Source organism: Aminicella lysinilytica (assembly GCF_004362975.1).
GTDB lineage: Bacteria > Bacillota > Clostridia > Peptostreptococcales > Anaerovoracaceae > Aminicella > Aminicella lysinilytica.
The window spans coordinates 37,109-59,201 of the sequence record NZ_SNXO01000012.1 but is presented as its reverse complement, the minus strand read 5'-3'; the positions used below and the strand labels follow the sequence as shown (position 1 = coordinate 59,201).

Annotated in this window: 19 protein-coding genes and 15 tRNA genes; 1 reads left to right on the top strand and 33 read right to left on the bottom strand. The window is 44.8% G+C overall.

Going from position 1 to position 22,093, the window contains the following annotated elements; translation table 11 throughout:
* The 13 genes from EV211_RS04595 to EV211_RS04535 all read right to left on the bottom strand — a co-directional run.
* A partial coding sequence (locus tag EV211_RS04595; protein ID WP_133528245.1) for a helix-turn-helix domain-containing protein occupies window positions 1–460 on the bottom strand: 460 nt, incomplete at its 3' end.
* Window positions 461–557: 97 nt separating this feature from the next.
* Complete coding sequence (locus EV211_RS04590) at window positions 558–2,408, bottom strand: S8 family peptidase (protein ID WP_133528244.1); 1,851 nt, start codon at window positions 2,406–2,408, stop codon at window positions 558–560.
* A 23-nt stretch (window positions 2,409–2,431) separates the two neighbouring features.
* Window positions 2,432–3,082: a ribulose-phosphate 3-epimerase gene (rpe, locus tag EV211_RS04585; RefSeq protein ID WP_133528243.1), complete on the bottom strand. Its 651-nt coding sequence runs from the start codon at window positions 3,080–3,082 to the stop codon at window positions 2,432–2,434.
* A complete protein-coding gene (gene rsgA, locus EV211_RS04580; RefSeq protein WP_133528242.1) occupies window positions 3,082–3,951 on the bottom strand; it encodes a ribosome small subunit-dependent GTPase A in 870 nt (289 codons plus the stop codon). Before rsgA ends, rpe begins: the two co-directional genes overlap by 1 nt.
* Before the next feature lie 12 nt (window positions 3,952–3,963).
* Window positions 3,964–5,676 carry a Stk1 family PASTA domain-containing Ser/Thr kinase gene (gene pknB / locus EV211_RS04575; RefSeq protein ID WP_133528241.1) on the bottom strand — a complete coding sequence of 571 codons (1,713 nt, stop codon included), beginning with the start codon at window positions 5,674–5,676 and terminating at the stop codon, window positions 3,964–3,966.
* Complete coding sequence (locus EV211_RS04570) at window positions 5,669–6,415, bottom strand: Stp1/IreP family PP2C-type Ser/Thr phosphatase (RefSeq protein WP_133528240.1); 747 nt, start codon at window positions 6,413–6,415, stop codon at window positions 5,669–5,671. The genes pknB and EV211_RS04570 overlap by 8 nt, the downstream gene beginning before the upstream one ends.
* 22 nt (window positions 6,416–6,437) lie before the next feature.
* Entirely contained in the window at window positions 6,438–7,721 is a 1,284-nt protein-coding gene (gene rsmB, locus EV211_RS04565) for a 16S rRNA (cytosine(967)-C(5))-methyltransferase RsmB (protein WP_133528239.1), read from the bottom strand.
* A 20-nt stretch (window positions 7,722–7,741) separates the two neighbouring features.
* Window positions 7,742–8,461, bottom strand: a complete 720-nt coding sequence (locus tag EV211_RS04560) for a zinc metallopeptidase (protein WP_133528238.1) — start codon at window positions 8,459–8,461, stop codon at window positions 7,742–7,744.
* A gap of 108 nt (window positions 8,462–8,569) precedes the next feature.
* Window positions 8,570–9,496, bottom strand: coding sequence for a methionyl-tRNA formyltransferase (fmt, locus tag EV211_RS04555; RefSeq protein WP_133528237.1), 927 nt, complete (start codon window positions 9,494–9,496; stop codon window positions 8,570–8,572).
* The gene (gene def, locus EV211_RS04550) at window positions 9,493–9,978 is read right to left on the bottom strand and encodes a peptide deformylase (RefSeq protein WP_133528236.1); all 486 of its coding nucleotides are present in this window, start codon (window positions 9,976–9,978) and stop codon (window positions 9,493–9,495) included. The genes fmt and def overlap by 4 nt, the downstream gene beginning before the upstream one ends.
* A gap of 9 nt (window positions 9,979–9,987) precedes the next feature.
* Window positions 9,988–11,994 carry a replication restart helicase PriA gene (priA, locus tag EV211_RS04545; RefSeq protein ID WP_166635371.1) on the bottom strand — a complete coding sequence of 669 codons (2,007 nt, stop codon included), beginning with the start codon at window positions 11,992–11,994 and terminating at the stop codon, window positions 9,988–9,990.
* Window positions 11,995–12,005: 11 nt separating this feature from the next.
* On the bottom strand, window positions 12,006–13,016 hold the full coding sequence (gene asnA / locus EV211_RS04540) for an aspartate--ammonia ligase (RefSeq protein ID WP_133528234.1): 1,011 nt from the start codon (window positions 13,014–13,016) through the stop codon (window positions 12,006–12,008).
* Between the two features lie 36 nt (window positions 13,017–13,052).
* Window positions 13,053–13,712, bottom strand: coding sequence for an epoxyqueuosine reductase QueH (locus EV211_RS04535; RefSeq protein ID WP_133528233.1), 660 nt, complete (start codon window positions 13,710–13,712; stop codon window positions 13,053–13,055).
* Window positions 13,713–13,799: 87 nt separating this feature from the next.
* Here EV211_RS04535 and EV211_RS04530 point away from each other — a divergent pair, with 87 nt between their 5' ends.
* The gene (locus tag EV211_RS04530) at window positions 13,800–14,702 is read left to right on the top strand and encodes a TIGR01212 family radical SAM protein (protein WP_133528232.1); all 903 of its coding nucleotides are present in this window, start codon (window positions 13,800–13,802) and stop codon (window positions 14,700–14,702) included.
* Window position 14,703: 1 nt separating this feature from the next.
* Here EV211_RS04530 and EV211_RS04525 read toward each other — a convergent pair whose 3' ends face one another.
* From EV211_RS04525 to codY, 20 genes are all read right to left on the bottom strand, one after another.
* Window positions 14,704–17,043, bottom strand: coding sequence for an SH3 domain-containing protein (locus EV211_RS04525; protein WP_133528231.1), 2,340 nt, complete (start codon window positions 17,041–17,043; stop codon window positions 14,704–14,706).
* Between the two features lie 14 nt (window positions 17,044–17,057).
* Complete coding sequence (locus EV211_RS04520) at window positions 17,058–17,642, bottom strand: thymidine kinase (RefSeq protein WP_133528230.1); 585 nt, start codon at window positions 17,640–17,642, stop codon at window positions 17,058–17,060.
* Window positions 17,643–17,784: 142 nt separating this feature from the next.
* Window positions 17,785–17,860, bottom strand: a tRNA-Phe gene (locus tag EV211_RS04515).
* Window positions 17,861–17,875: 15 nt separating this feature from the next.
* A tRNA-Ile gene (locus tag EV211_RS04510) sits at window positions 17,876–17,952 on the bottom strand.
* A 13-nt stretch (window positions 17,953–17,965) separates the two neighbouring features.
* Window positions 17,966–18,042 (bottom strand) — tRNA-Pro (locus EV211_RS04505).
* A gap of 23 nt (window positions 18,043–18,065) precedes the next feature.
* A tRNA-Trp gene (locus EV211_RS04500) sits at window positions 18,066–18,141 on the bottom strand.
* Window positions 18,142–18,149: 8 nt separating this feature from the next.
* Window positions 18,150–18,241: transfer RNA gene (locus EV211_RS04495), tRNA-Ser, on the bottom strand.
* 43 nt (window positions 18,242–18,284) lie between these two features.
* A tRNA-Ser gene (locus EV211_RS04490) sits at window positions 18,285–18,371 on the bottom strand.
* A 25-nt stretch (window positions 18,372–18,396) separates the two neighbouring features.
* A tRNA-Lys gene (locus tag EV211_RS04485) sits at window positions 18,397–18,472 on the bottom strand.
* 6 nt (window positions 18,473–18,478) lie between these two features.
* Window positions 18,479–18,553: transfer RNA gene (locus tag EV211_RS04480), tRNA-Gln, on the bottom strand.
* A 24-nt stretch (window positions 18,554–18,577) separates the two neighbouring features.
* Window positions 18,578–18,654, bottom strand: a tRNA-Arg gene (locus EV211_RS04475).
* An 18-nt stretch (window positions 18,655–18,672) separates the two neighbouring features.
* Window positions 18,673–18,746: transfer RNA gene (locus tag EV211_RS04470), tRNA-Gly, on the bottom strand.
* 5 nt (window positions 18,747–18,751) lie between these two features.
* Window positions 18,752–18,826 (bottom strand) — tRNA-Gly (locus tag EV211_RS04465).
* 5 nt (window positions 18,827–18,831) lie between these two features.
* Window positions 18,832–18,916 (bottom strand) — tRNA-Tyr (locus tag EV211_RS04460).
* 28 nt (window positions 18,917–18,944) lie between these two features.
* Window positions 18,945–19,019 (bottom strand) — tRNA-Thr (locus tag EV211_RS04455).
* A gap of 17 nt (window positions 19,020–19,036) precedes the next feature.
* Window positions 19,037–19,113: transfer RNA gene (locus EV211_RS04450), tRNA-Asp, on the bottom strand.
* 127 nt (window positions 19,114–19,240) lie between these two features.
* Window positions 19,241–19,316 (bottom strand) — tRNA-Val (locus tag EV211_RS04445).
* A gap of 97 nt (window positions 19,317–19,413) precedes the next feature.
* Window positions 19,414–20,043 (bottom strand): YigZ family protein, encoded by a 630-nt coding sequence (locus EV211_RS04440; protein ID WP_133528229.1) that lies wholly within the window; start codon window positions 20,041–20,043, stop codon window positions 19,414–19,416.
* Window positions 20,030–21,310 (bottom strand): GTPase HflX, encoded by a 1,281-nt coding sequence (gene hflX / locus EV211_RS04435; RefSeq protein WP_133528228.1) that lies wholly within the window; start codon window positions 21,308–21,310, stop codon window positions 20,030–20,032. The genes EV211_RS04440 and hflX overlap by 14 nt, the downstream gene beginning before the upstream one ends.
* Window positions 21,310–22,086 carry a GTP-sensing pleiotropic transcriptional regulator CodY gene (gene codY, locus EV211_RS04430; protein WP_133528227.1) on the bottom strand — a complete coding sequence of 259 codons (777 nt, stop codon included), beginning with the start codon at window positions 22,084–22,086 and terminating at the stop codon, window positions 21,310–21,312. The genes hflX and codY overlap by 1 nt, the downstream gene beginning before the upstream one ends.
* Window positions 22,087–22,093: the final 7 nt, after the last annotated feature.

Sequence of the window (22,093 nt, the reverse complement as noted above, 5' to 3'; positions counted from 1 at the left end):
CCTTAAGAATGTCGACCTCGAGTTGCAGATCCAACATCTGCCTACGCAGTTTTTCGATATCCTCTGTTTCACTGCCCGTAATATTTTCGGGCAGGTCCTTAACTATTATATTCTTTTTATTTACCAAAGATGCAGCACCTCCACTTAGATATTTCTTTCGCCAGATATATATACTGGCTCTGGTATATCCTATTTCCTCTGATACTGATTTTACACTTTCTCCAAGCTCAAAGCAACGATAAAGTGCCTCCTGTTTCACTTTTGCAGAAGGATTTCTTGGATGATCATTTGTGTTGATGATTTCAAGCTGCTTCCTTGGGGATCTGGGCTTGTGCTCCATTCTTATCCATGCATGAAGACATTCTCTGCAAGGATATCCTAATACGCATACGGTTTTTGTTACAGAACCACACCTATGATAGAGGTTCAAAGCGGTTTCACGCTGCTCCTTTGAATACATTTTATAGCTCCTTTCGGAACCCTAATAGAGTCCAGGTTTTTGTCCGCACCCCCCTCTCACTACAATGCGGTGGCCTTTAATATATGAGAGGTCTGCTCTATTTGATCTTTATCATTTTATATGTGCTCCAGGCTCCATAGACTTTGGAACCCTTAGAATCTAATTTATAAGCTCTTACCTTAACGTAATAGTACTTATTCTTGGTAAGTTTCCCTGTGGTGATTTTAGTCGAGGCCTTTGTCAGATACTTACTGCTGCTGAAGGATTTACTTCTGGAATATTTCAGCTGATATCCTTTTGCGCCGGAAACAGTCTTGGCGACAGTATAAACCTTGCGACTGCTGGACTTGATTGACTTGATAGACTCCTTAGCCACAGTCACCTTCGTCCAGTGAGCATAAAGTGTAAGACTCGTGCCTACTGTAGTATTCTTTGTTGCCTTGGTGCCCCCGCTGGCCTTCGTGTACCAGCCGGACAGAATATACCCTGACCGCTTGGTTACAGGGAATTCACCAACGGTACCTTCCGATGTAGCTGTCGCGTAGGCGAAGCTCGGCGTGGAACCGCCGTTGCTGTTGAAGAATACGGTATTGCCTTCCTCAGCCACAGCAGTAGCCTTATAAGCGTTCACCAGTCCATAGCCGAAATAATTATCACGACCTGTATCGCCAAGATCCGTTGCCGTCCCGTACAATATGGAACGCACCTGGGATGGGGTTATATCAGGGTTCACAGAGTACATGGCCGCAACAACGCCTGTAACTACAGGAGCAGCCATTGATGTTCCGTACATATACTCGTAATTCCCATCCGCACCTGTACTGTATATTTCGTTTTCTAGGGGCTCATTTCCACCAGGGGCTGCAATATCCTTGTATTTATTGTAATTACTGTAGCTTGCATGTCTATTGTCTGATGTGGTCGCTGTCACAGATATGCAGGTAGAATAATCTGCCGGATAATTTGGTAGTGTTGCGTAGTTTGGGTCTTCTCCATCATTTCCGGCAGCACATACTACAGTGATACCGTTGCTTTCACAGTTATCAAGAGCTGTTGCCAACAGCGGATCACAGGAAGTTCCTGCATATTCCCAATATCCCAGACTCATATTGATTACCTGAGCATTATTGCTGATTGCATAATTGATTCCCTTGATTATATCATCTGTATCAGCGTAATATCCCGCTTCTATACCCTCTCGGCGATCCTCCTTATAATATGTGAAAACATTTTCCACAAATACATCCAGATTGTTGTTAGTAATAGTTGTGCCTACGCCGGCGACACCTATACTGTTATTCGCCGTTGCGGCGATAATTCCTGTAACGTGTGTGCCGTGGTCATCTACATCCCTTGTCAAAGCGCTGTAATTTCCGGTCTCGCTGCTGGTTATATCCACCGATAAGCTCTTATCAAGGCAAGACTGCAGATCAACATGAGAAATATTTGCACCAGTGTCCAGAACCGCCACCTTGACCTTGCTTTTGGTTGTAGACAGACTGCTGTAATATGTGGCAGCCGTAGTTGCCCCTATTTTAGATAAATGCCATAGATCACTGTAATAAGTATCATTTGAATAGGCTTTATACAGATAATTAGGCTGGGCGTATTGAACTATAGAACTCTTTTCATAATCTTGGATCGTCTCCTTAATTGTCTGATCATCAGGCACATCAGCTACTGCGTAGCGGGTATTGCTGTCTACCTTGGATATTTCATCAGTAGTCGAATCATTAGCAGTAAGCTGCTTCTTGATCTTACTTACGCTGGTACCGTCCTTATACACTACAATGATGCCGTCACTTGATGTGGTGGCAGTAGCAGCGTCAGCCCGAACATCTGATCCGGACAATCCAATTGAAATAACGAAAAACATGGTTAATATAGCTACAATAACCATGCTCTCTCTCCACTTAAACCCTGTATCACATTTGTTGGTAATCTTCATATGCCACCTCCAAATGACTCATGTTATATAATCGCCTTGAACTCTTTAACACATCCTTCTACGTCATTAGCTCCAAAGACTGCGGAACCGGCAACCAGTATATCTACGCCTGCATCTGCAATTGTTTTAGCATTTTTCAGATTGACTCCGCCGTCAATTTCAATAACCCAATTGTAACTCATTTTTTCTCTTATATCAACAAGTTTCTTTACCTTAGTAAGGGTCTCCTCAATGAATGACTGTCCTCCGAATCCCGGATTTACCGACATTATCAGCACCAGATCAACCTTGCTAAGTATATTTTCCAATGTCGAAACAGGCGTAGCCGGATTCAGAGACACTCCTGCTCCAACTCCATAGGACTTGATATGATCAATTGTCCTGTCAAGATGAATGCAAGCTTCCTGATGAACTGTAATGAATTCCGTCTTCTCCGTAACGAAGTCCTGAATATACTTATCTGGATCTTCTATCATCAGATGAACATCATAAGGAGCGCTATCATAACAGTCCAGGCTCTTCATGACTCCCGCTCCGAAGCTTATATTCGGTACGAAATGTCCATCCATTACATCTATGTGCAGGTAATCGGCGCCGGCATTGCTGACCCTTGTTACCTCTTCTCCAAGTTTTGAAAAATCCGCGGATAAAATCGACGGCGCTAGTTTAGCCATTATTTCCTCCTCCTGCCATTGCGCAGTTCTTCATAATTATTTACATATGACTGATATCTGTCCCTGTTAAGAGTGCCATCAGCAACGGCCTTGATAACCGCGCAGTCCGGCTCTTTCATATGTCTGCAGTCATCGAATCTGCAACCATCTCTCAGGGCTTCTATCTCCGGATAATACATATCCAGTTCATCTGCTTCCACACCTGAAATATCAAATGATGTGAAACCCGGCGTATCATATATCATACCGCCCATTGGCAGCTGAAATATCTCCACATGCCTGGTCGTATGCTTTCCTCTGGAAGTCTTCTGGCTGACGCTGCCGATCTCCATAGCCGCCTCGGGAATTATCATATTGGTGATCGTAGACTTTCCAACGCCAGACGGCCCTGCCAAGGCAGCCCTTTTGCCCTCTATGGCTCTAAGCAGGCTGTCTATGCCCTTTCCTGTCTTGCCGCTGACCGCAAACACTCTGTATGCTCCGCTGTATCGGCTTATGATTTCCCTCTGTGTCTTTTCATCTGCCAGGTCGCACTTGTTCATGCAAAGTATAGCCTCCAGATCCTGACTTTCCGCCATGATCAGAAATTTGTCCACTACGTCAAAATTGGGTTTGGGTTTTGTAGCCGCAAATACTATCACAAAGGTATCTATGTTGGCTATCGGCGGTCTGTCGAAGGCGTTCTTACGCTTTTCTACCCTGTCGATTACGCCATCGCCGTCATCTAGCATTTCAAACTCAACATTATCTCCGACCATAAGTGTCGCGTTATTCTTCTTCAAAACTCCACGGCCCCTGGTCTGGACTATACCGGAATCGGTTTTCACATAATAGAAACCGCCTATTCCCTTTACTATCAATCCCTTCATTTCACTACCTGATCAATTCGAATCAGTACTGTCATCATCGCTTGTTGAAGGAGTACCCTTACTTACCTTGATACTGATTGAAGATCCCACTTTCAAGGATGTGCCTGCATCGTACTGCTGCCACATTACATAGCCCTCGCCATATACCGAACTCTCTTCGTAAGTGACACTTCCAACTACGAAATTCTGAGCAGCTATCTTGCTCTTGGCTTCGTCTACAGTCAATCCCGTCAATGATGGAACCGTAGCTTTAGTAGTCTTCTTACCGTTGCAGACTACTATATCTATGCTTGTATCCTTATCCTGCTCTGAGCCGGCTGAAGGAGTCTGACTTATAATATATCCCTTGTCATATTTATCACTCTTGGCATACTCTACGCTGCCAAGTACGAAGCCCATACTCTTTACATAGGATGATATATCATCCTGATCGTAAGGTTTTCCTACCAGATTAGGTATCTGGCCTGTAGATTTACCTGAACTCAGATTCAATGTGACAGTAGTTCCCTTAGAGACCTTGGAATTAGCTGCAGGATCCTGCCCGGCCACCTTGCCTTTTTCTATGGAATCACTGGTAACCGTATCACCCTTCACAGCCTTAAGGCCTTCATTTTCAAGTGTGGCCTTAGCTTCAGAATATGACATATCGCTCACATCCGGAACAGTTACTTTTCCGAAAGTGAAACCACCGCCAATGATCCCTGAAGCATATAATATTCCGAAGAGCGCAGCCAAAGCAATAAGAACAGCCAACACTATTATCAGCGGTTTCTTGTTCTTTTTCTTTCCCTTCTTCTCAACTGTTTCTTCAACTGCCTTAGAGACAGGCGCCTCAGTCTGCTTACGTCTGTTGGATTCCTGAAAATCTCTGACATCATCAGCAGCAAACACCGAATCTCCCACCATCTTGGTAACGAACTCTATGTTATCAAGATCCTCAAGCATTTCATCAGCACTCTTATATCTGTTAGACTGGAATTTGTCTGTAGCTTTCATTACCAGTTTTTCCAAAGCCGGCGGTATACCCGGCACCAGCTTGGAAGGCGGAGTGACATCATCGTTAATGTGCATCAGCGCTACCTGGACAGGGTTGTCACCATCGAAAGGCACCTGGCCTGTCAGCATTTCGTACAAAACAATACCCAGAGAATACAGATCCGAGCGTTCATCGACATAAGCGCCTCTTGCCTGTTCCGGTGAGAAATAATGTACGGAACCGATTATTTTACTGGTCTCCGTCAAAGTGGAATCGCTTACGGCCTTAGCAATACCGAAATCACCAAGTTTAGCCATTCCGTCCTCGGTTATCATTATATTATGAGGCTTTATGTCCCTGTGAATTATGTTATTCTTATGGGCCACACTCAGGGCTGCCGCTACCTGTTTGGTGATCTCGATGCTCCTCTTGTAATCCATAGGTGCCTGTTCTTTGATCACATCACTAAGAGGCTTTCCATTTATCAGTTCCATAACAATGAAGTGGATATTACCTTCTCTTCCAACATCATAGACACTGATAATATTAGGATGCTGCAGACCCGCAGCCGCCTGTGATTCCTTCTTGAAGCTATCTACAAACTGAGCGTCCTTAGTAAACTCAGGGCGCAGTATTTTGATTGCTACATACCTGTTCAGCAATCTGTCCCTGGATTTATAGACGACAGCCATTCCGCCTTCGCCAATTTTTTCTACCAGTTCATACCTGCCTACTAACAATTTACTCATCTATTTCGTCCTCCGTTATCTTCAAACAGATCACAGTAATGTTGTCATTACCGCCGTGTATATTCGCCATTTCTATCAAGTCATAACAAGTATCGCTCATAGGTTTTCCTTCTGCCAGTTTCAGGACCAGATCCTGCTGGTTGACCTCACCATAGAGGCCATCAGTGCACATAAGTATTATATCGTTCTTTTTAATGGATGTTACGAAAAAGTCAGCATCCACCTTATAGTCCGCGCCTATAGCTCTGGTTATCATGTTCTTGTTTTCATGATATTCAGCTTCTTCTTCTGTGATAACGCCGGCCTTCACCAAACTATTTACGTAGGTGTGATCCTCGGTTATCTGTCTCAGCTTATGTTTCCTGAATATGTATGCTCTGCTGTCGCCTACATTCATAACATACATCTTATTCTTAACAATGTAAGCTACAACTATAGTCGTAGCCATTCCTCGATTTTCTTCAAATCTCTGAGAGCTCTCAAGCACAGTGAAGTTGATCTTTTTGATACATTCATTGAAATACTCCTGTATCTTCTTAGGAGAACTTATGCCATCCAGGGGATTATTCTCAATGTACTCAACTATACCCTTAACAGCCGTTCTGCTTGCTATTTCACCTGATTTGTTGCCTCCGACACCATCAGCTATAATGAATACTCTGTCTTTCTGCATTACAAAACATGCATCTTCATTATTGCTCCGCATCTTGCCTTTGTCAGTCTTGAACCCGATTTCCATACTATAAAGATACTCCTTTCAGCTAGTATCGTTTTTTCATTTTACAATAGTAAAAACCATCTGTTCCATCAGAATTAGGTAACAGCTGCCGGTTTCTTCCTAAATTAAAATTACTGTGCTTGCCCAGGAATGCGCTTATGACCCCCGTGTTTTCATTGGCGTTTATAGTACATGTGCTATACATGAGTTGTCCGCCTTCTTTAACATACTTAGCGGCAGTCTCCAATATAGACAACTGCAATTTGGCCAGGTCTTTTCCATCGTTGGTCAATTTCTTATATTTGATTTCAGGCTTTCGGCGTACTACGCCAAGTCCTGAACAAGGCACATCACATATTACTCTGTCAGCTTGGCCGACAAGTTCTTTTTTCAGCTTAGTTGCATCGTGAACTGATGCTTCTATATTAGTAACGCCCAGCCTGTAGGCTTCTTCCTGCATATGTTTTATTTTCTTATCATACAAATCAAAGGCGATTATCTTCCCTGTATTATTCATTATCTCAGCACATGCCATAGCCTTGCCTCCCGGTGCAGCACAGACATCAATTATCAGATCCTCCGGTTGAGGTTTGAAAGCCTCTATTGCCAGTACCGATGCCTCATCCTGTACCGAAAACAATCCCTGGTGATACTCCATAGTATCAAGTATGTTCTTGCCTTTACAAATGAGGATTCTCTCTGTATCTTCAGATCTGACTGCCTGTATTTCATTTTCTTCTAATCTGGCTATCAATGTGTCCGCATCGGTCTTCAAAGGATTGACTCTTATCATGACCGGTGGAGTCTCGTTGGAAGCCTCCATGATTTCCCTAGTCCTATCCAGACCGTATTGATCAAGCCACATTTTGGTTATGCAGGGAGCGAAGGAATACTCATAAGATAATCTCTTCACCACATTTTTAACGCTCTTTGGCTTTTTAAGGGTGTCTTTATTTCTCTGATAATTACGAAGTACCCCATTAACAAGCCCAGCCTGCCCGAAACAGTAACGCCTGGCCAATTGTACAGACTCATCGACAGCTGCATAGTCAGGAACGGAATCCATGAACATTATCTGGTAAAGGCCCATCCTTAGTATGGTCAGAGGCTGAGCTTTCAGTTTTTTCAATCCTCTGGATACCAGTTGTGCCAGAAAGAAATCCAAATACAGTCTTCTCTCCGTAACACCATAAACCAACTCCCTGACAAACCCCGGGGAATCGGGTTGTTCCTGTTTCAACTGAGCATTCAACTCTATATTTGAATAAGCCTCAGTCTGTTCCATTCTCAGTAACACCTTATACGCAGTCTTTCGATTTATGTCCATCTGTCCTCCTGTTTGTTGATTCAGTCTCTACCTCTTATAGCCAATATTCTCAGCAGATTGGCAACTGCCATAGCTAAAGCTGCAACATATGTCATAGCCGCCGCTCTCAACACTTTCCTGGAGCCTCTGATGTCCTCCGGCGCAACTATTGACAAAGATTCCATCTGGTCAATAGCTCGTTTACTGGCATTCAATTCGACTGGCAGAGTAATCAAATGGAACACTATCACTGCAAAGAAGGCTAGAACACCTATATCAAAAATCAGATTCCCAAGGGTGCTTGTCGATCCACTCTGTTGGAACAAGAGAATCAGCCCGACTACTATCAATATCCATGAAATATTCGACGCGAAATTAACGACCGGCACTATGCCGTTCCTTATTTTCAAAGGTACATAGCCATTCGCATGCTGTATAGCATGGCCGGCCTCATGGCAGGCTACGCTCACTGCGCTGACCGAATCCACATTGCACACATCCGATGAAAGATGCAGCACCCTGCTTCTCGGATCATAATTATCTGTAAGACTGCCACTGATCTGCTCGATTTCCACATCAGAAAGTCCGTTATTATCTAAAACACGACGAGCAGCCTGAGCCCCCGTCAATCCATTTCTGTTCCTCACTCTTGAATAAGTATTGAATGCACTTTTTACCATCCCCTGGGCTACAAGTGCGAATATCATTGCCGGTATCAGCAAAATTATAGTTGGATCTAATCCGTATCCGTAATAAAACATTAAATTCCCCCCTTAAGTTATGCCAATATTATACCATACTACGCTAAAGGGGTCAAAAAAAACAACTGCTCGAATCAAGGTTTTCACACTTTTTTCGAGCAATATTCATCAATTGAACAAAGTTCCCTTTTCTATTTTATGGCCTCTGAGAAAATCTCCGCAGGCTACCCTCTTCTTGCCCGGCATTTGAAGTTCCTTCACGCACAAAATGCTGCCGCCGCAGCATATGCATAGTCCGTCTTCGTCAGCCTTAACAATAGACCCTGCTGGTTCGCTGCAGTTAACACTCATTGACTCCGCTTTCCAGAATTTAACGGTTTTCCCATCCAGCTGACAAAAAGCACCCGGCCACGGATCAAAGGCTCTTATCAGCTGATCTACCTCTTCGGCACTTCTGCTGAAGTCTATCCGGCCGTCACTTTTTTTAATGAGGCCGGCGAAGGTCGCCTGGTCTTCATTTTGCGGAGTGTACATGGCGGTACCGTCTTCCACGGTAGGTAGCACATCTACCAGAAGCTTTGCTCCCATAGCAGCCAATTCATCGTGTATCTCTTCGAAATTCTTATGATCTACAGGAGTCGCAGCAGCTGCGATCATGTCGCCGCTGTCCATACCCTCTGCCATTTTCATTATTGTGACACCTGTTTCTTCATCACCTTCCAGGATGGCTTGCTGCATGGGAGATGCCCCTCTCAGCTTAGGCAATAAAGAGCCGTGAACATTGAGGCATCCGTATTTGGGCAGATCCAGCATGTCTTTCTTCAGGAACTGGCCATAGGCTACGACTATGATAGCATCCGGTCCAAAGGACTCGATAGATTCGAATGTATCTTGATCTGCGCTTAATTTTTCCGGTTGCAGAACATCTATGCCGTGTTTCAGTGCCGCCTCCTTTACGGGCGAATAAGTTACCTGATTCCTGTTGCGTGCCCTATCCGGCTGAGTTACTACTAGGCCAACTTCATGACCTGCTTTCACCAGGGCGTCTAATGTAGGTACTGCGAAATCCGGCGTTCCCATAAATACTATTTTCATTTTTCTTCTTCCTCTTGGATATCTTCCATAGGATCATGGACATCCGTTGCAGTATCCGTATATAAAATGCCATCCAGATGGTCGTTTTCATGACACATTACTCTGGCGTCAAAACCTTCTAAATCATATTCCTGCATATTTCCGTCCAGATCCAAAGCTTTTATCTTAATCTTCATAGGTCTTTCAACCTGGCCTATGAGCCCCGGAATGCTGAGACAGCCTTCCTCTCCGACCTGAGATCCCGACTGTTCGATTATTTCGGGATTGATCATATAATACACTCTATCAGGTTCAGGTTCAGCTACGAACATCCTTCTCATTACACCAACCTGCGGTCCAGCCAGGCCTACGCCGAATTCCGATCTCATAGTGTCTACCATGTCTTCCATAGTCGTTCTGATATGTTCATTTACATCCGTTATCTCGCGGCAGTGTTTGCGGAGAATCGGATCTCCTTGTCTTACAATGTTTCTTATTGCCATTATTTCCTCCTAAAATGCGCTATATGGGTTTACATCTATAGTATAATTGCATTTGATTTTTCTGGTGATCAATTGCTCACCGAAGAATCTTATGTAATAAATATATTTATTTCTTTCTCCCTTTGGACATTTGATCATTATGTGATATCTGAAACTGTCCTGGCCTTTGAAATTCGACGAAAGTACAGGCTCGAATATTTTTTCTGCCTCGGGAAGTCCAGCACTGATAAGGTAATCCCTGCACCGCGATGCCGTATCTATTGCAATAGCTTCCTCTGTAGCCGTGAATTCCACAACTATCAAATCTGTAAATGGCGGATATCCCATAAAGTTTCTTGTCATTATCTCAGTCTTGAAGAAGCCTTCATAATCGTAATGAGCAGCGGCCTGAAGGGCGAAATTATCGGGAGTGTATGATTGTACTATGACCTGTCCCGGGTCATTCCCTCTGCCTGCTCTCCCTGCCACCTGTGTCACCAGTTGAAATGTACGTTCCGTAGATCTGTAATCAGGAATATTCAGGCTCACATCAGCAGAAATCACTCCCACCAGACCAACATTTTTAAAATCCAGTCCCTTGGCTACCAATTGAGTACCAATTAGTATATCTGTCTTTCCTTTAGAAAATCCATTTAATATCCGCGTGATTTCTCTGTTGTTTTTGGCCGTGTCCAGATCCAGCCTGTCTACGACTTTTTCCGGAAACATTTTCTGTGTAAATTCTTCGACCTTTTCCGTACCTACGCCGAAATATTTAATGTTCCTGCTTCCGCATGACGGGCAGACATCCGGTACTACAAAACTTTTGCCGCAGTAATGGCAGACCGCCATATTTTCACTTTTGTGATAAACCAGCGATATGCCGCATTCAGGGCACTTCATGGCTTCGCCGCAGTCCCTGCAGGAAATGAAAGTCGAATAGCCCCGCCTGTTAATAAACAGAATGACCTGCCGGCCATCCCCAAGATTATCTTTGATAGCTCTGTAGAGTTCATCGCTGAAAATCGTTCGATTGCCATGCTTCAGTTCTTCACGCATATCCACAAGTGATATATGGGGCATAGGGGTCTCATTGTATCTGTGTTTCAACTCGATCAGCTTATATATACCCTCTTTTGCCCGTTCATAAGACACTACCGAAGGTGTGGCACTGCCAAGTATCAGCACGCCATCATAGTACATAAGCCTTTTGGTGGCAATATCTACAGTATCATATTTAGGTGTCTGATCTGATTTATACGTGGATTCGTGTTCCTCATCCATAATAATCACGCCGATGTTTTCCAAGGGTGCGAAAACACCGATCCTGGCACCTATAACTATCTTAGCCTCGCCACGCCTGACGCGCATCCACTCGTCGAATCTCTCGCGTCTGGTAAGCTTGCTGTGGAGCACTGCGATAGCGCTTTTGCCAAACCTGCCTATAAACCTGTCTATGACCTGCCTGGTAAGTGCGATCTCCGGTACAAGCATAATGGCAGTCTTACCCATGGACAAAGCTTTGGCTATGGCTCGCATATATATCTCGGTCTTACCGCTGCTGGTAACGCCGTGGATAAGAAAGCTCTCACCGCGGCATGCGTCTATGGCACCGTTGATTTCCTCAACAGCTGCCCTTTGTTCCACGGTCAGAGCATCTATATGCTGCGTTTCGCCTGTCACATCCTTATACGGTTCCTTCTCTTTCCCCGCCTTCGCCGGTTTCCCGTTTGGAATGAACGCTCTGAGTCCATCCAGATATTTGATTCCGTAGCGCTGGCGCATCCATGTTATGGTGCTGACCATCTCTTCGTTTAAGGAAATATCCGGATCTACTGAACCGACTCTCTTGAATCGTTTGATTGAAGGATCCGGCACAACATCCGTGGCGAAAACACATGCGTTTCTCACTTTATTGCCATTGCTGAATGGGACTTGTACGATCTGGCCTGTTTTCAGATCTTCTTCTGTGGCGTATGTAAACAGGTCATCAGTATGCCTGCTGTTATTGTCTATAACCAGATCGACGTATTTCATTGCTCTCCCTACTACAGCAGAAAAATACCATGTTTCCTGCATTCAACTATCATATCGTCAGGCCATACCGATGCCTGTACCTCGCCTATATGGGCTTTGCGCAGGAAAAACATGCATAACCTGCTCTGTCCTATACCTCCGCCGATGGAGTAAGGAAGTTCGTTATTGAGCACTGCCTGGTGGAATGGCTTGCTTCTTCTGTCTTCGGCGTCTGCTATTTTCAGCTGTCTGTCCATAGCCTCCGCGTCGACTCTGATACCCATAGAAGAAATCTCGAAAGCTCTATCCAGGACATCGTTCCACAGGATTATGTCTCCGTTGAGTTCCCAGTCATCATAGTCCGGAGATCTGCCGTCATGCTTCTCACCTGACTTAAGAGGTCCGCCTATCTTCTCTATGAATACTGCACCGTGATCACGACAGATCAGGTCTTCTCTCTCCTTAGGAGTCTTATCCGGATACAGATCCTCAAGTTCCTGAGAAGTTATGAAGTATATCTCATTTGGAAGTTCAGTCTGGACGTCGTGATACAGTCTGTTTACATAGTCGCCTAGGTTCTTCACTGCGTTATATATAGTCTCGACAGTCTCATGAAGATACTCAGTAGTCCTGTCTTCCTTATTCATTACCTTCTCCCAATCCCACTGATCTACATAGATCGAATGGAGATTGTCAAGTTCCTCGTCTCTTCTGATGGCGTTCATATCCGTATATATGCCGTTGCCCGGCTTGATGCCGTACTTACCAAGAGCATTACGCTTCCATTTTGCCAGGGACTGCACCACTTCTACCTGTGCCTCGTCCATGTCTTTCAAAGTGAAACTTACGCGTCTCTCTACGCCGTTAAGGTTATCATTCAGCCCCGTCTCCGGCCTTACGAACAAAGGTGCGGACACTCGTCTAAGATGCAGGCCATATGCCAGTTCATCCTGGAAGTAATCCTTGACTTTTTTAATGGCTCTCTGGGTTTCCAGAGGGTTCAGGACAGATTTATAGTCCTTAGGTAATATAAGTTGTGACATCTTTTATCTCCTTGCTATAATAATTTATTGTAAACACTATTTTCTCTTGGAATAACCACATCCGCAGTAATCCTGCCTGTAGAGATCGTATTCTTTGGAAAGCTGCACACTTCTCTGGAAGCCCGCCTTTTTCTTGAAATCCATATCCAGAAATTCAGTCCCATACTCTTCTGCAAGGCTGTTACCTATTTCCGAAATAAGCTTATAATTCTTATGTGGACTTACTGTCAATGTAGTCCCAAATATAGGATATCCATGTCTGGCAGCGTAGGCAGCTGTCTTGGTGAGCCTCTGTCTGAAGCAGACCGTACAGCGCTCTCCACCCTCAGGTTCATTTTCCAGTCCCCTGACCTTCTCAAGATATTCATCAGGCTCATAATCGCCCTCGATGAAATTTACCCGTCCAAACTCAGTCTCTGCTTTTTGGTTTATTGCCGTTATGAATTTGATCTGATTTAATTTACGCTTTTCATATTCTTCCACATCGGTGATGCATGGATTATAGAAAAAAACAGTTATCTCATAATCCTGTATCAGTCGCTCTATGACGGCTGTACTGCAAGGACCGCAGCAACTGTGCAATAGCAGCTGTTTCCTCATCATTCCATTGCCTATCGGATCGAAGGATACGCCTGCCCGCTGTCCTGTCCTGCCAGACCATGAACATCCGGGATCACAGTTATTATTTACTGTCATTTCAACAAAAACCTCCAAATCATCTTCACAATTTAATCGATATATTATATCATATAATCAGCTTAAAAAAAAGGGGGGGGAACAACTATGGATACTACCAGAAAAACACCAGAAGAACCTATTAATACAGTGAACTTATACCTTAAGGGCAAATTCGGCCGAAAAATGGCCAAGCTGGCTCTCGACGGAGGTTTCACCTGTCCTAACCGCGATGGCACAAAGGGTACCGGGGGCTGTCTTTTCTGCGGCAACGGCGGCGGTGGGGATTTCGCCTCGTCTATAGATGATCAGATCAGTCTTCTGTCAAAGAAATGGCCCGGCGCAGGCTATCTGGCCTACTTCCAGAATCACACCAATACCTATGCTCCTGTGGATGTTCTTCGTGAAAAGTATTACATTGCTTTGAAGGACCCGCGTATAGATGGTCTGGCCATTGCTACACGGCCTGACTGCCTGCCTGAAGAAGTACTTGATCTCCTGGACTCTATCAATAAAGAGTACTTTATGTGGGTGGAGCTTGGCCTGCAAACAGCTAATGACAGTACAGCCAGACTGATCAACAGATGCTACGATCTGCCTGTATATGATAAGGCAATGGAAGAACTTTCCTCCCTTCACATAAAAACCGTCGTACACCTGATTCTGGGCCTTCCAGGGGAATCCAGAGATGACATGATGGCCTCTGTGGATCACGTTATCAAAAGCGGCGCCTGGGGCATCAAACTCCATCTGCTGAATGTAGTTAAAGGTTCAACTATGGAAAAGGAATATGGCGATTATGTGCCTTTCGAAAGCATAGATGAATATGTAAGTCTGGTATGTGATATTCTGGAGATACTGCCGCCTGACATGGTAATCCACAGAATGACAGCAGATGCGCCGCGGAAGATCCTCATATCCCCAACCTGGAGTTATAAGAAAAGGACCATCTTAAATAAAATAAGTGCCGAGCTGAAAAGGCGCAGCACCTATCAGGGTTTTCGTTATTGATTTAACTGGATGCTCTTACTATAGTCAATGTGTATGTTCTCGTCATTCCCGATGAAGACTTACACTTGATCGTAAACTTGTTAGTTCCTACCTGCAGGGTCTGTACTCCCGTATCTCCGGTCACAGTAGCTCCTGATTTGGCGGCCAGAGCAGTGATGTTTACTGAAGTCACGCTATTAGCCACATTCTGAGTGAATGATGTTGTGTAGTACAAGCCACTGTTCTTGATCTGCTTGTATGTATCCGTTCCAGCAGTGAAATTCAATGTCTTCAGATAGTAGTTGTTATCTTTGCTCCAGCTTGTTGACGGCTGCGAGCATACACTTGACGGCATATTACTGTATACCGGAATGTAAAAGACGATCTTCTTATTCAATATTCCATAATCTGCATATGCCTTAGATGTAGCGTAAGCCATGGATTTCGGCGAAAATACGGCTGTCTGATATTCATGAGTTCCTACACTGGAAAGCCCGTTTCTCACATTGAAATGCTCCAGATATCTGGTATCCTGCTTATTACTTATATAATCACTGCATAGATAACGGGCCCCTCCATTAATAGCTTTACTCAAACTCGACCAAGCTCTGCCATGACTGGTGCTCGTACCTCTGGCGTAATCCTTGGAAACAGAGCCACCATTAGCATAGACCAGTCCTCTGATAGCCGCGTTTGCCCCATCAGTTGCGCCGATATTATATGCATTATAGCATTTCTTATATTTCACGCCTCCATATGTAAACGTTTTTCCGTTTATCATAGACGTATATCCGCCGAGCTCAGTATATGACTTAGCTGCCAGATAAATCGGACTGATGTCATATGTCTTTCCGGCATCTACGAACAATGACGCGTTGTTATATAGAACTGAATTGTTCTGTACTACCGCCTCAACTATACTCTCAGTCTGATATTCCGAATTATACCCGTTGTCTTCAAACATGAATATATTGGTCTCATCCAGCCAGTTTCTAGGATCCATGTAATAGTATACAGCCTTCTTAGAAGCCGTTACCCATGTGGAACCATCTCTTATGGTATAAGTGTCTTTCAGATAATTGTAGCATCCTTTATCCGTAGATCTGTATGACGGTGCATAAACGGTCTGAATGGCATTACTTCCGTTACTGGCAGTCTGTTTGGCTGCTGCGCTGCTCCATGTAAGTCCCGTGTCCACTGCCTTGAATACCCAGTTTGGATGTGACTTATGCAGTGTGGCCAGTCTGGAAGCATAGCTTGCAGGGAATCCCGCACTTATCAAAGACTTTTCATAGTCACTTTCCGTTGTCGACTCTGAACTGCCGCCGCTAGAACTGCTGAATGATACATATGCAGCAGAAACATACCTGTAAGTGCTGCCATACTTGATCTTATACCATTTACTCTTGCCCGTATCATAGGCGTTCATGACTCTGTATACAGTAGCACCTGAAGCAAGAGTACCGCTCTTGCTGAATCCCGTTCCTGCACCCGTTCTCATATTAAGGCTGTCCGTAGTATGTCCCTTCTTAGTTTTATAGGTCAGGGAAACATCTCCGGATTTAACATAGCCCTTGTATGTAGGCGAATAATACCATATGTACTTAGAAGCCGTACTGCTGGCACTGTTGAAACTCTCAGAAGAAATATTCAGGCTGGTTCCCTTGGCCAGTGTGCCCTTGCTGGACGAAGACGCGCTCTTAGACGACCTGACTACGGTGCCCGCCGACGCAGTCACTTTGCCGTAGGTCGACGTAGTGCTTACCTTGGAATAAGCCTTTGCAGTAGTTTTTATCGCTGAAATCTCGGATGTGCTAACGCCCAGGTCTACATATTCAGCTAGCACAAAGTAATACTTGCTGCCGTATTTCACGCGGTACCATTTGTTCTTGTATTTATCGTATGCCTTCATGGCCACCGTAACGGTCTCACCTTTGCTGAAGGTATGCTTAGCTGCATACTTGGTGCCCGCGCCGGAACGGCCGTAAACCGTTGCCGTTGTTGTCCCTTGAACATTTCCGAATGACAGAGACACCATATCTCTTCTTACATAGCCCTTGTAAGCTGGCACATAACACCATCTGTACTTGGTGTTTGTGCTAGTGGTGGCCGTGAATTTCTCAGAAGACACACTCACGACCTTGTTCTTAGCCAAAGTTGTTTTAACAGATGACAGCAGACTTGAAGACGATCTGACATAAACGCCACCAGACTGCTTGATAGTGCCCTTTGCAGATGGCACAGAAACACTTTCACTTGCTGAAAAAGCAAAAGAAGGCATCATAACAGTTACTATCAATATAGATAGAATCACTGCCATGCCTCCTCTTAATATTCTGCTATGTCTGTTTTTCGTAAGCATATTTTCACCACCTGTTATTTATCCGGACCCAGGCGTCCATCGTTGTAGTGCTTGCGACAAAGGGAAACGTACATATCGTTTCCGCCTATGAGGATCTGTTCGCCCTGTTTGACGATATTACCGTTGACTACTCTGGCTACCATGGTAGCCTTCCTGCCGCACCAGCAGATAGTCTTGATTTCCTCAATTTTATCTGCATAGATCAGCATATAATATGAACCTTCGAAAAGGTCATTCTTAAAATCGTTCTTAAGGCCATAAGCCAGCACCGGCACATCGAAGCTGTCGACGATCTCGACAAGTTCTTCCACATGGTGCTTCTTCAGGAACTGGCACTCATCTATAAGCACACAGTCTATACTGTGCTTCTCATTCTCTCTAATGAACATTTCCAGAATATTGCTGCTCTCATTGACGATAGTAGCCTCACGCTGGATCCCTATTCTGGATGTGATCACTCCGACACCGTATCTGTTGTCAACAGACGGAACCAGTGTCATTACATGCTTTCCACGCTCTTCATAATTGTATGCGACCTTGATCAGTTCAATAGACTTGCCCGCATTCATAGTGCTGTATCTATAGTAAAGTTGTGCCATAACATACTCCCCCAAGTTTATAACCGTATTTTACCAAAAAATACTGGAAAAAGCAACCATTTTTGATAAATGTTACTGAAATAGCAAAAAAAATCAGCAATCATCGAACACTATGTGTTTGCAACGACTGCCGTTTTTCAAGTGGTGCTCAGACTCGGAATTGAACCAAGGACACGGGGATTTTCAGTCCCCTGCTCTACCTACTGAGCTATCTGAGCACGTTTGTATTTAATTGGTGGGCCACCAGGGACTTGAACCCGGGACCTGCCGGTTATGAGCCGGACGCTCTGACCAACTGAGCTAGTGGCCCACGTCTTAAAAAATGGTCGGGGTGGCAGGATTTGAACCCGCGGCCCACTGGTCCCAAACCAGTTGCGCTACCAAACTGCGCTACACCCCGATATACGGTTATATTCTATTATTTGGCAGGGGCAGAAGGACTTGAACCCTCGACACGTGGTTTTGGAGACCACTGCTCTACCAACTGAGCTATACCCCTGTATTAAATGGCGGAGAAGGCGAGATTCGAACTCGCGCGGCCCTTATCGAACCCTAATGGTTTAGCAAACCATCCTCTTCAGCCACTTGAGTACTTCTCCAGCTTTTATGGCTTTCAATATCGAATCCCATAATGTAAGTTTATGGCGGAGAGGGTGGGATTCGAACCCACGGTACGTTACGTACACCGGTTTTCAAGACCGGCACCATCAACCGCTCGGACACCTCTCCAAATGGATCCTATGTCGTAAAAAAATGGTGACCCATCGGAGATTCGAACTCCGGACACCTTGATTAAAAGTCAAGTGCTCTACCACCTGAGCTAATGGGTCAAAAATTGGCTGGGGTAGCAGGACTCGAACCTACGCGTGAGGGAGTCAAAGTCCCTTGCCTTACCACTTGGCTATACCCCACTACTATCCCTTGTTTAAAAAAATTGGTGAGCCCACGGAGATTCGAACTCCGGACACACGGCTTAGAAGGCCGTTGCTCTATCCAGCTGAGCTATGAGCCCACACCATGATCGATTAAATGGAGCAGATGGCGGGAATCGAACCCGCGGCATCAGCTTGGAAGGCTGAGGTATTACCATTATACGACATCTGCAAAATTGGAGCGGAAGACGAGATTCGAACTCGCGACCCTCGCCTTGGCAAGGCGATGCTCTACCCCTGAGCCACTTCCGCAAAATTGGTCGAGGGAGATGGATTCGAACCATCGTAAGCTCAGCTAACGGATTTACAGTCCGCCCCCTTTAGCCACTCGGGCATCCCTCGACATACTAAATATTGAATTATTTTTAAATGGAGCTGGCGGGGGGAATCGAACCCTCAACCTGCTGATTACAAATCAGCTGCTCTACCGTTGAGCCACGCCAGCATGTTGTTTAATTAAATTGGCGACCAAGAACGGGCTCGAACCGTCGACCTCCAGCGTGACAGGCTGGCATTCTAACCAACTGAACTACTTGGCCTTATGCTTGCAAATTCCTCTGCGCATACCCGCTTTTGGAAATACGAATTGCTGCATTGATCGGTCATTGTCATCTGACCATGCGTTCTGCATTTCGTGATTTTTCCGCGCATACTTTTTAACTAACTTGGTGGGCGTTATAGGGCTCGAACCTATGACCCCCTGCTTGTAAGGCAGATGCTCTCCCAGCTGAGCTAAACGCCCAAGTTTGTTGTATCCGGTGTCCTTGACACATTTACTAACTATACAGTAAATCACTTTGTTTGTCAACACATTTTTTCGCATATTTTTAAGAGATATTTTATTTTGGTATTTTGACAAGCCTGCTTTCTCCTGAGCCAAAAACTGCTTCACCGTTGGAAATTCCCATAATAGCGTTTTTGCACCAGAGTGTGTTTTCGGGCTGTGAAACCATAGTAAAATTTACACATTCTGCATAATCGATATCCTGTATTTCTGCCTTGCCTTCGAAGTTATAATTCTGCACCTTGTTGAAGGCTTTATAATCGATTTTGCACGGTATTACCTCCATTGCCTCTACATCGCAGATTTTCGCGCTCACAAGTCCATTTTTGGCGCTTGAAGTGTATGCGCGGACCAGACCGCCGGTGCCTAGTTTGATTCCACCAAAATATCTCGTAACTACTACCACCGTGTTGGTGATACCCTCCTGGACCATCATCTGAACGATCGGAGCTCCGGAAGTTCCCTGTGGTTCTCCGTCATCACTGGCCCACTGTATCTGAAACTTGTCGCCTATGACCATAGCCGGCACATTATGAGTTGCGTCGCGATGTTTCTTTCTTATGACTTCAATGAAAGCATCTGCTTCCTCACGGGACTCTGCCGGTGATACATATGCGATGAACCTTGATTTTTCGATAGTCTGTTCTGCTACGCCGAGGCCCATTACAGTACTATAAGATTTCATATTTCTTCAGCCTCCGATAATCTGCCTCGCTTAGTTCCAGCGTAAATTCCGTGCCGTTTTCTTTGTAATCCATGGCAGATACTGTCGCCTTCTCACAAAGGTACGACGAAATGTCTCCCCTGTCATAAGGTATCAGAAGCCTGGTCTTCACAGTGGCTCCGAAAACTCTGTCTTTGATCACATCTATCAGCTCGTCTATGTTTTCGCCTGTCCTGGCAGAAATAAAGACATTATCCTCGCCTTTTTGCGGTATCTGTATTCCGTCGGCTATGTCCATCTTATTGAACACCATGATCTTATCTTTATCTCCGGCACCGATTTCGCCGAGAACTTTATTTGTAACATCTATCTGGAAACTGCTGCCTTCGAATGATGCGTCTACTATATGCAGCAGAAGATCAGCATACTTTACCTCTTCCAAAGTTGCTTTGAATGCTTCAACAAGTCCGTGAGGCAATCTGCTTACGAAACCTACCGTATCTATCAGTATGAATTCATGATTGGAATCCAGCTTGACATTTCGCTGCTGAGTATCAAGTGTCGCAAAGAGCATATCCTTCTCACTCACAGCCTTTTCTGACTTATCCGTGATCTCGAGGAGTTTGTTCATAAGGGCGGATTTTCCGGAATTAGTATATCCGACCAGGGCAACTACCGGGATATCCGACTTTTCTCTTTTGGATCTCTGTACTTTACGGGTTACCTGCAAATGTGCCAGTTCGCCCTTAATGTCATCCATACGACGTTCCACATGGCGCCTGTCGGTTTCCAGCTTCTTTTCGCCCGGTCCTCTGGTGCCAATGCCGCCGCCTAATCTTGACAGTGACTTGCCAAAGCCGATGAGTCGGGGCATCCTGTACTGAAGCTGGGCCAGTTCCACCTGTAGCTTACCCTCTGCAGAATCTGCTCTGGACGCAAATATATCAAGTATCAGAATTGTCCTGTCTATTACTTTTACCTTCAGGGCATCTTCCAGATTTCGTAACTGCATTCCGCTGAGTTCATCATTGAATATGATCATATCAGCTTCCATATTCTCGGCCATTTCAGCAATTTCCACAACTTTACCGCTTCCAATCAAAGTAGCGGTGTTCGGCTTATCCAGCGCCTGCACCGCTTCCCCTATAACTTCAACATTATCAGCTTCTGCCAATCCGCGAAGTTCTTCCATGGAATGTTCTATATCACCGGAAAACTGCAGACCGACTAATATCGCCCTGTAGCTTTCCTGATCAAGAACTCTGTTGTCTTCAGTAAATCTTAACATCAGATATTGATCTTTTCTATTTCGCCTCTTAAGAACTCATTGGTGATCTTGATCCTTGTGCCCTTCATGCCCAGAGATCTGGATTCTATAACCCCGGCACTCTCAAGTTTTCTGAGAGCGTTTACTATTACAGAACGCGTGATCCCCGATTTATCAGCGACTTTGCTGGCTACCAGAAGTCCTTCATTGCCGTCAAGTTCGGCAAATATCTTGGTAACAGCATCGAGTTCTGAATAAGACAATGTTTCTAAAGCCATAGATACTGCGTTCTGCTCTCTGTTGTCTGCCTCTTCCTCAAGTGCTATGCCCTTAGTTACTTCGAGACCTATTACAGTAGCGCCATATTCACATATAGCCACATCTTCGTCATCAAAAGCTCTGTCCGGTCTGGCCAGCAGCAACGTAGCTACGCGCTCACCGCCAAAAATTATAGGAACTATCACGTGATATTTGCTGGCCATCTTATAATCTTCGCCGTAAAATTCTTTGATGCTATCGTAGATAAGGTTCTCTTTCGTCTCTGTGATCTGTAAGAACTTGTCATTGTACTTTGAAGGAAGCATATATTTTCCTTCAGTTTCAACTACCAAAGGAGATTCCTCACCAGGATTGTATTTTGCTGCAAGGACCTTACCTCTTTTGTTCATGATATATACATTCGAATCCAGCATTTCGCCTATGATATCACATAATTCATCAAATGAAACATATCCCGACGCACTCTCTGAAAGTGTCCAGTTCAGTTTTCTGATTCTGGTTAAAAGTTTTTCGCTCATTGATTTT

Bases quoted from the DNA above. Each gene is read 5' to 3' on its own strand.
- EV211_RS04535 (WP_133528233.1), bottom strand. From the start codon at position 13,712: ATGACAGTAAATAATAACTGTGATCCCGGATGTTCATGGTCTGGCAGG.
- EV211_RS04560 (WP_133528238.1), bottom strand. From the start codon at position 8,461: ATGTTTTATTACGGATACGGATTAGATCCAACTATAATTTTGCTGATA.
- rpe (WP_133528243.1), bottom strand. From the start codon at position 3,082: ATGGCTAAACTAGCGCCGTCGATTTTATCCGCGGATTTTTCAAAACTT.
- EV211_RS04570 (WP_133528240.1), bottom strand. From the start codon at position 6,415: ATGGAAATCGGGTTCAAGACTGACAAAGGCAAGATGCGGAGCAATAAT.
- hflX (WP_133528228.1), bottom strand. From the start codon at position 21,310: ATGTTAAGATTTACTGAAGACAACAGAGTTCTTGATCAGGAAAGCTAC.
- rsgA (WP_133528242.1), bottom strand. From the start codon at position 3,951: ATGAAGGGATTGATAGTAAAGGGAATAGGCGGTTTCTATTATGTGAAA.
- def (WP_133528236.1), bottom strand. From the start codon at position 9,978: ATGGCAATAAGAAACATTGTAAGACAAGGAGATCCGATTCTCCGCAAA.
- EV211_RS04590 (WP_133528244.1), bottom strand. From the start codon at position 2,408: ATGAAGATTACCAACAAATGTGATACAGGGTTTAAGTGGAGAGAGAGC.
- fmt (WP_133528237.1), bottom strand. From the start codon at position 9,496: ATGAAAATAGTATTTATGGGAACGCCGGATTTCGCAGTACCTACATTA.
- EV211_RS04520 (WP_133528230.1), bottom strand. From the start codon at position 17,642: ATGGCACAACTTTACTATAGATACAGCACTATGAATGCGGGCAAGTCT.
- EV211_RS04530 (WP_133528232.1), top strand. From the start codon at position 13,800: ATGGATACTACCAGAAAAACACCAGAAGAACCTATTAATACAGTGAAC.
- pknB (WP_133528241.1), bottom strand. From the start codon at position 5,676: ATGAGTAAATTGTTAGTAGGCAGGTATGAACTGGTAGAAAAAATTGGC.
- EV211_RS04525 (WP_133528231.1), bottom strand. From the start codon at position 17,043: ATGCTTACGAAAAACAGACATAGCAGAATATTAAGAGGAGGCATGGCA.
- EV211_RS04440 (WP_133528229.1), bottom strand. From the start codon at position 20,043: ATGAAATCTTATAGTACTGTAATGGGCCTCGGCGTAGCAGAACAGACT.
- codY (WP_133528227.1), bottom strand. From the start codon at position 22,086: ATGAGCGAAAAACTTTTAACCAGAATCAGAAAACTGAACTGGACACTT.
- priA (WP_166635371.1), bottom strand. From the start codon at position 11,994: ATGAAATACGTCGATCTGGTTATAGACAATAACAGCAGGCATACTGAT.
- asnA (WP_133528234.1), bottom strand. From the start codon at position 13,016: ATGTCACAACTTATATTACCTAAGGACTATAAATCTGTCCTGAACCCT.
- rsmB (WP_133528239.1), bottom strand. From the start codon at position 7,721: ATGGACATAAATCGAAAGACTGCGTATAAGGTGTTACTGAGAATGGAA.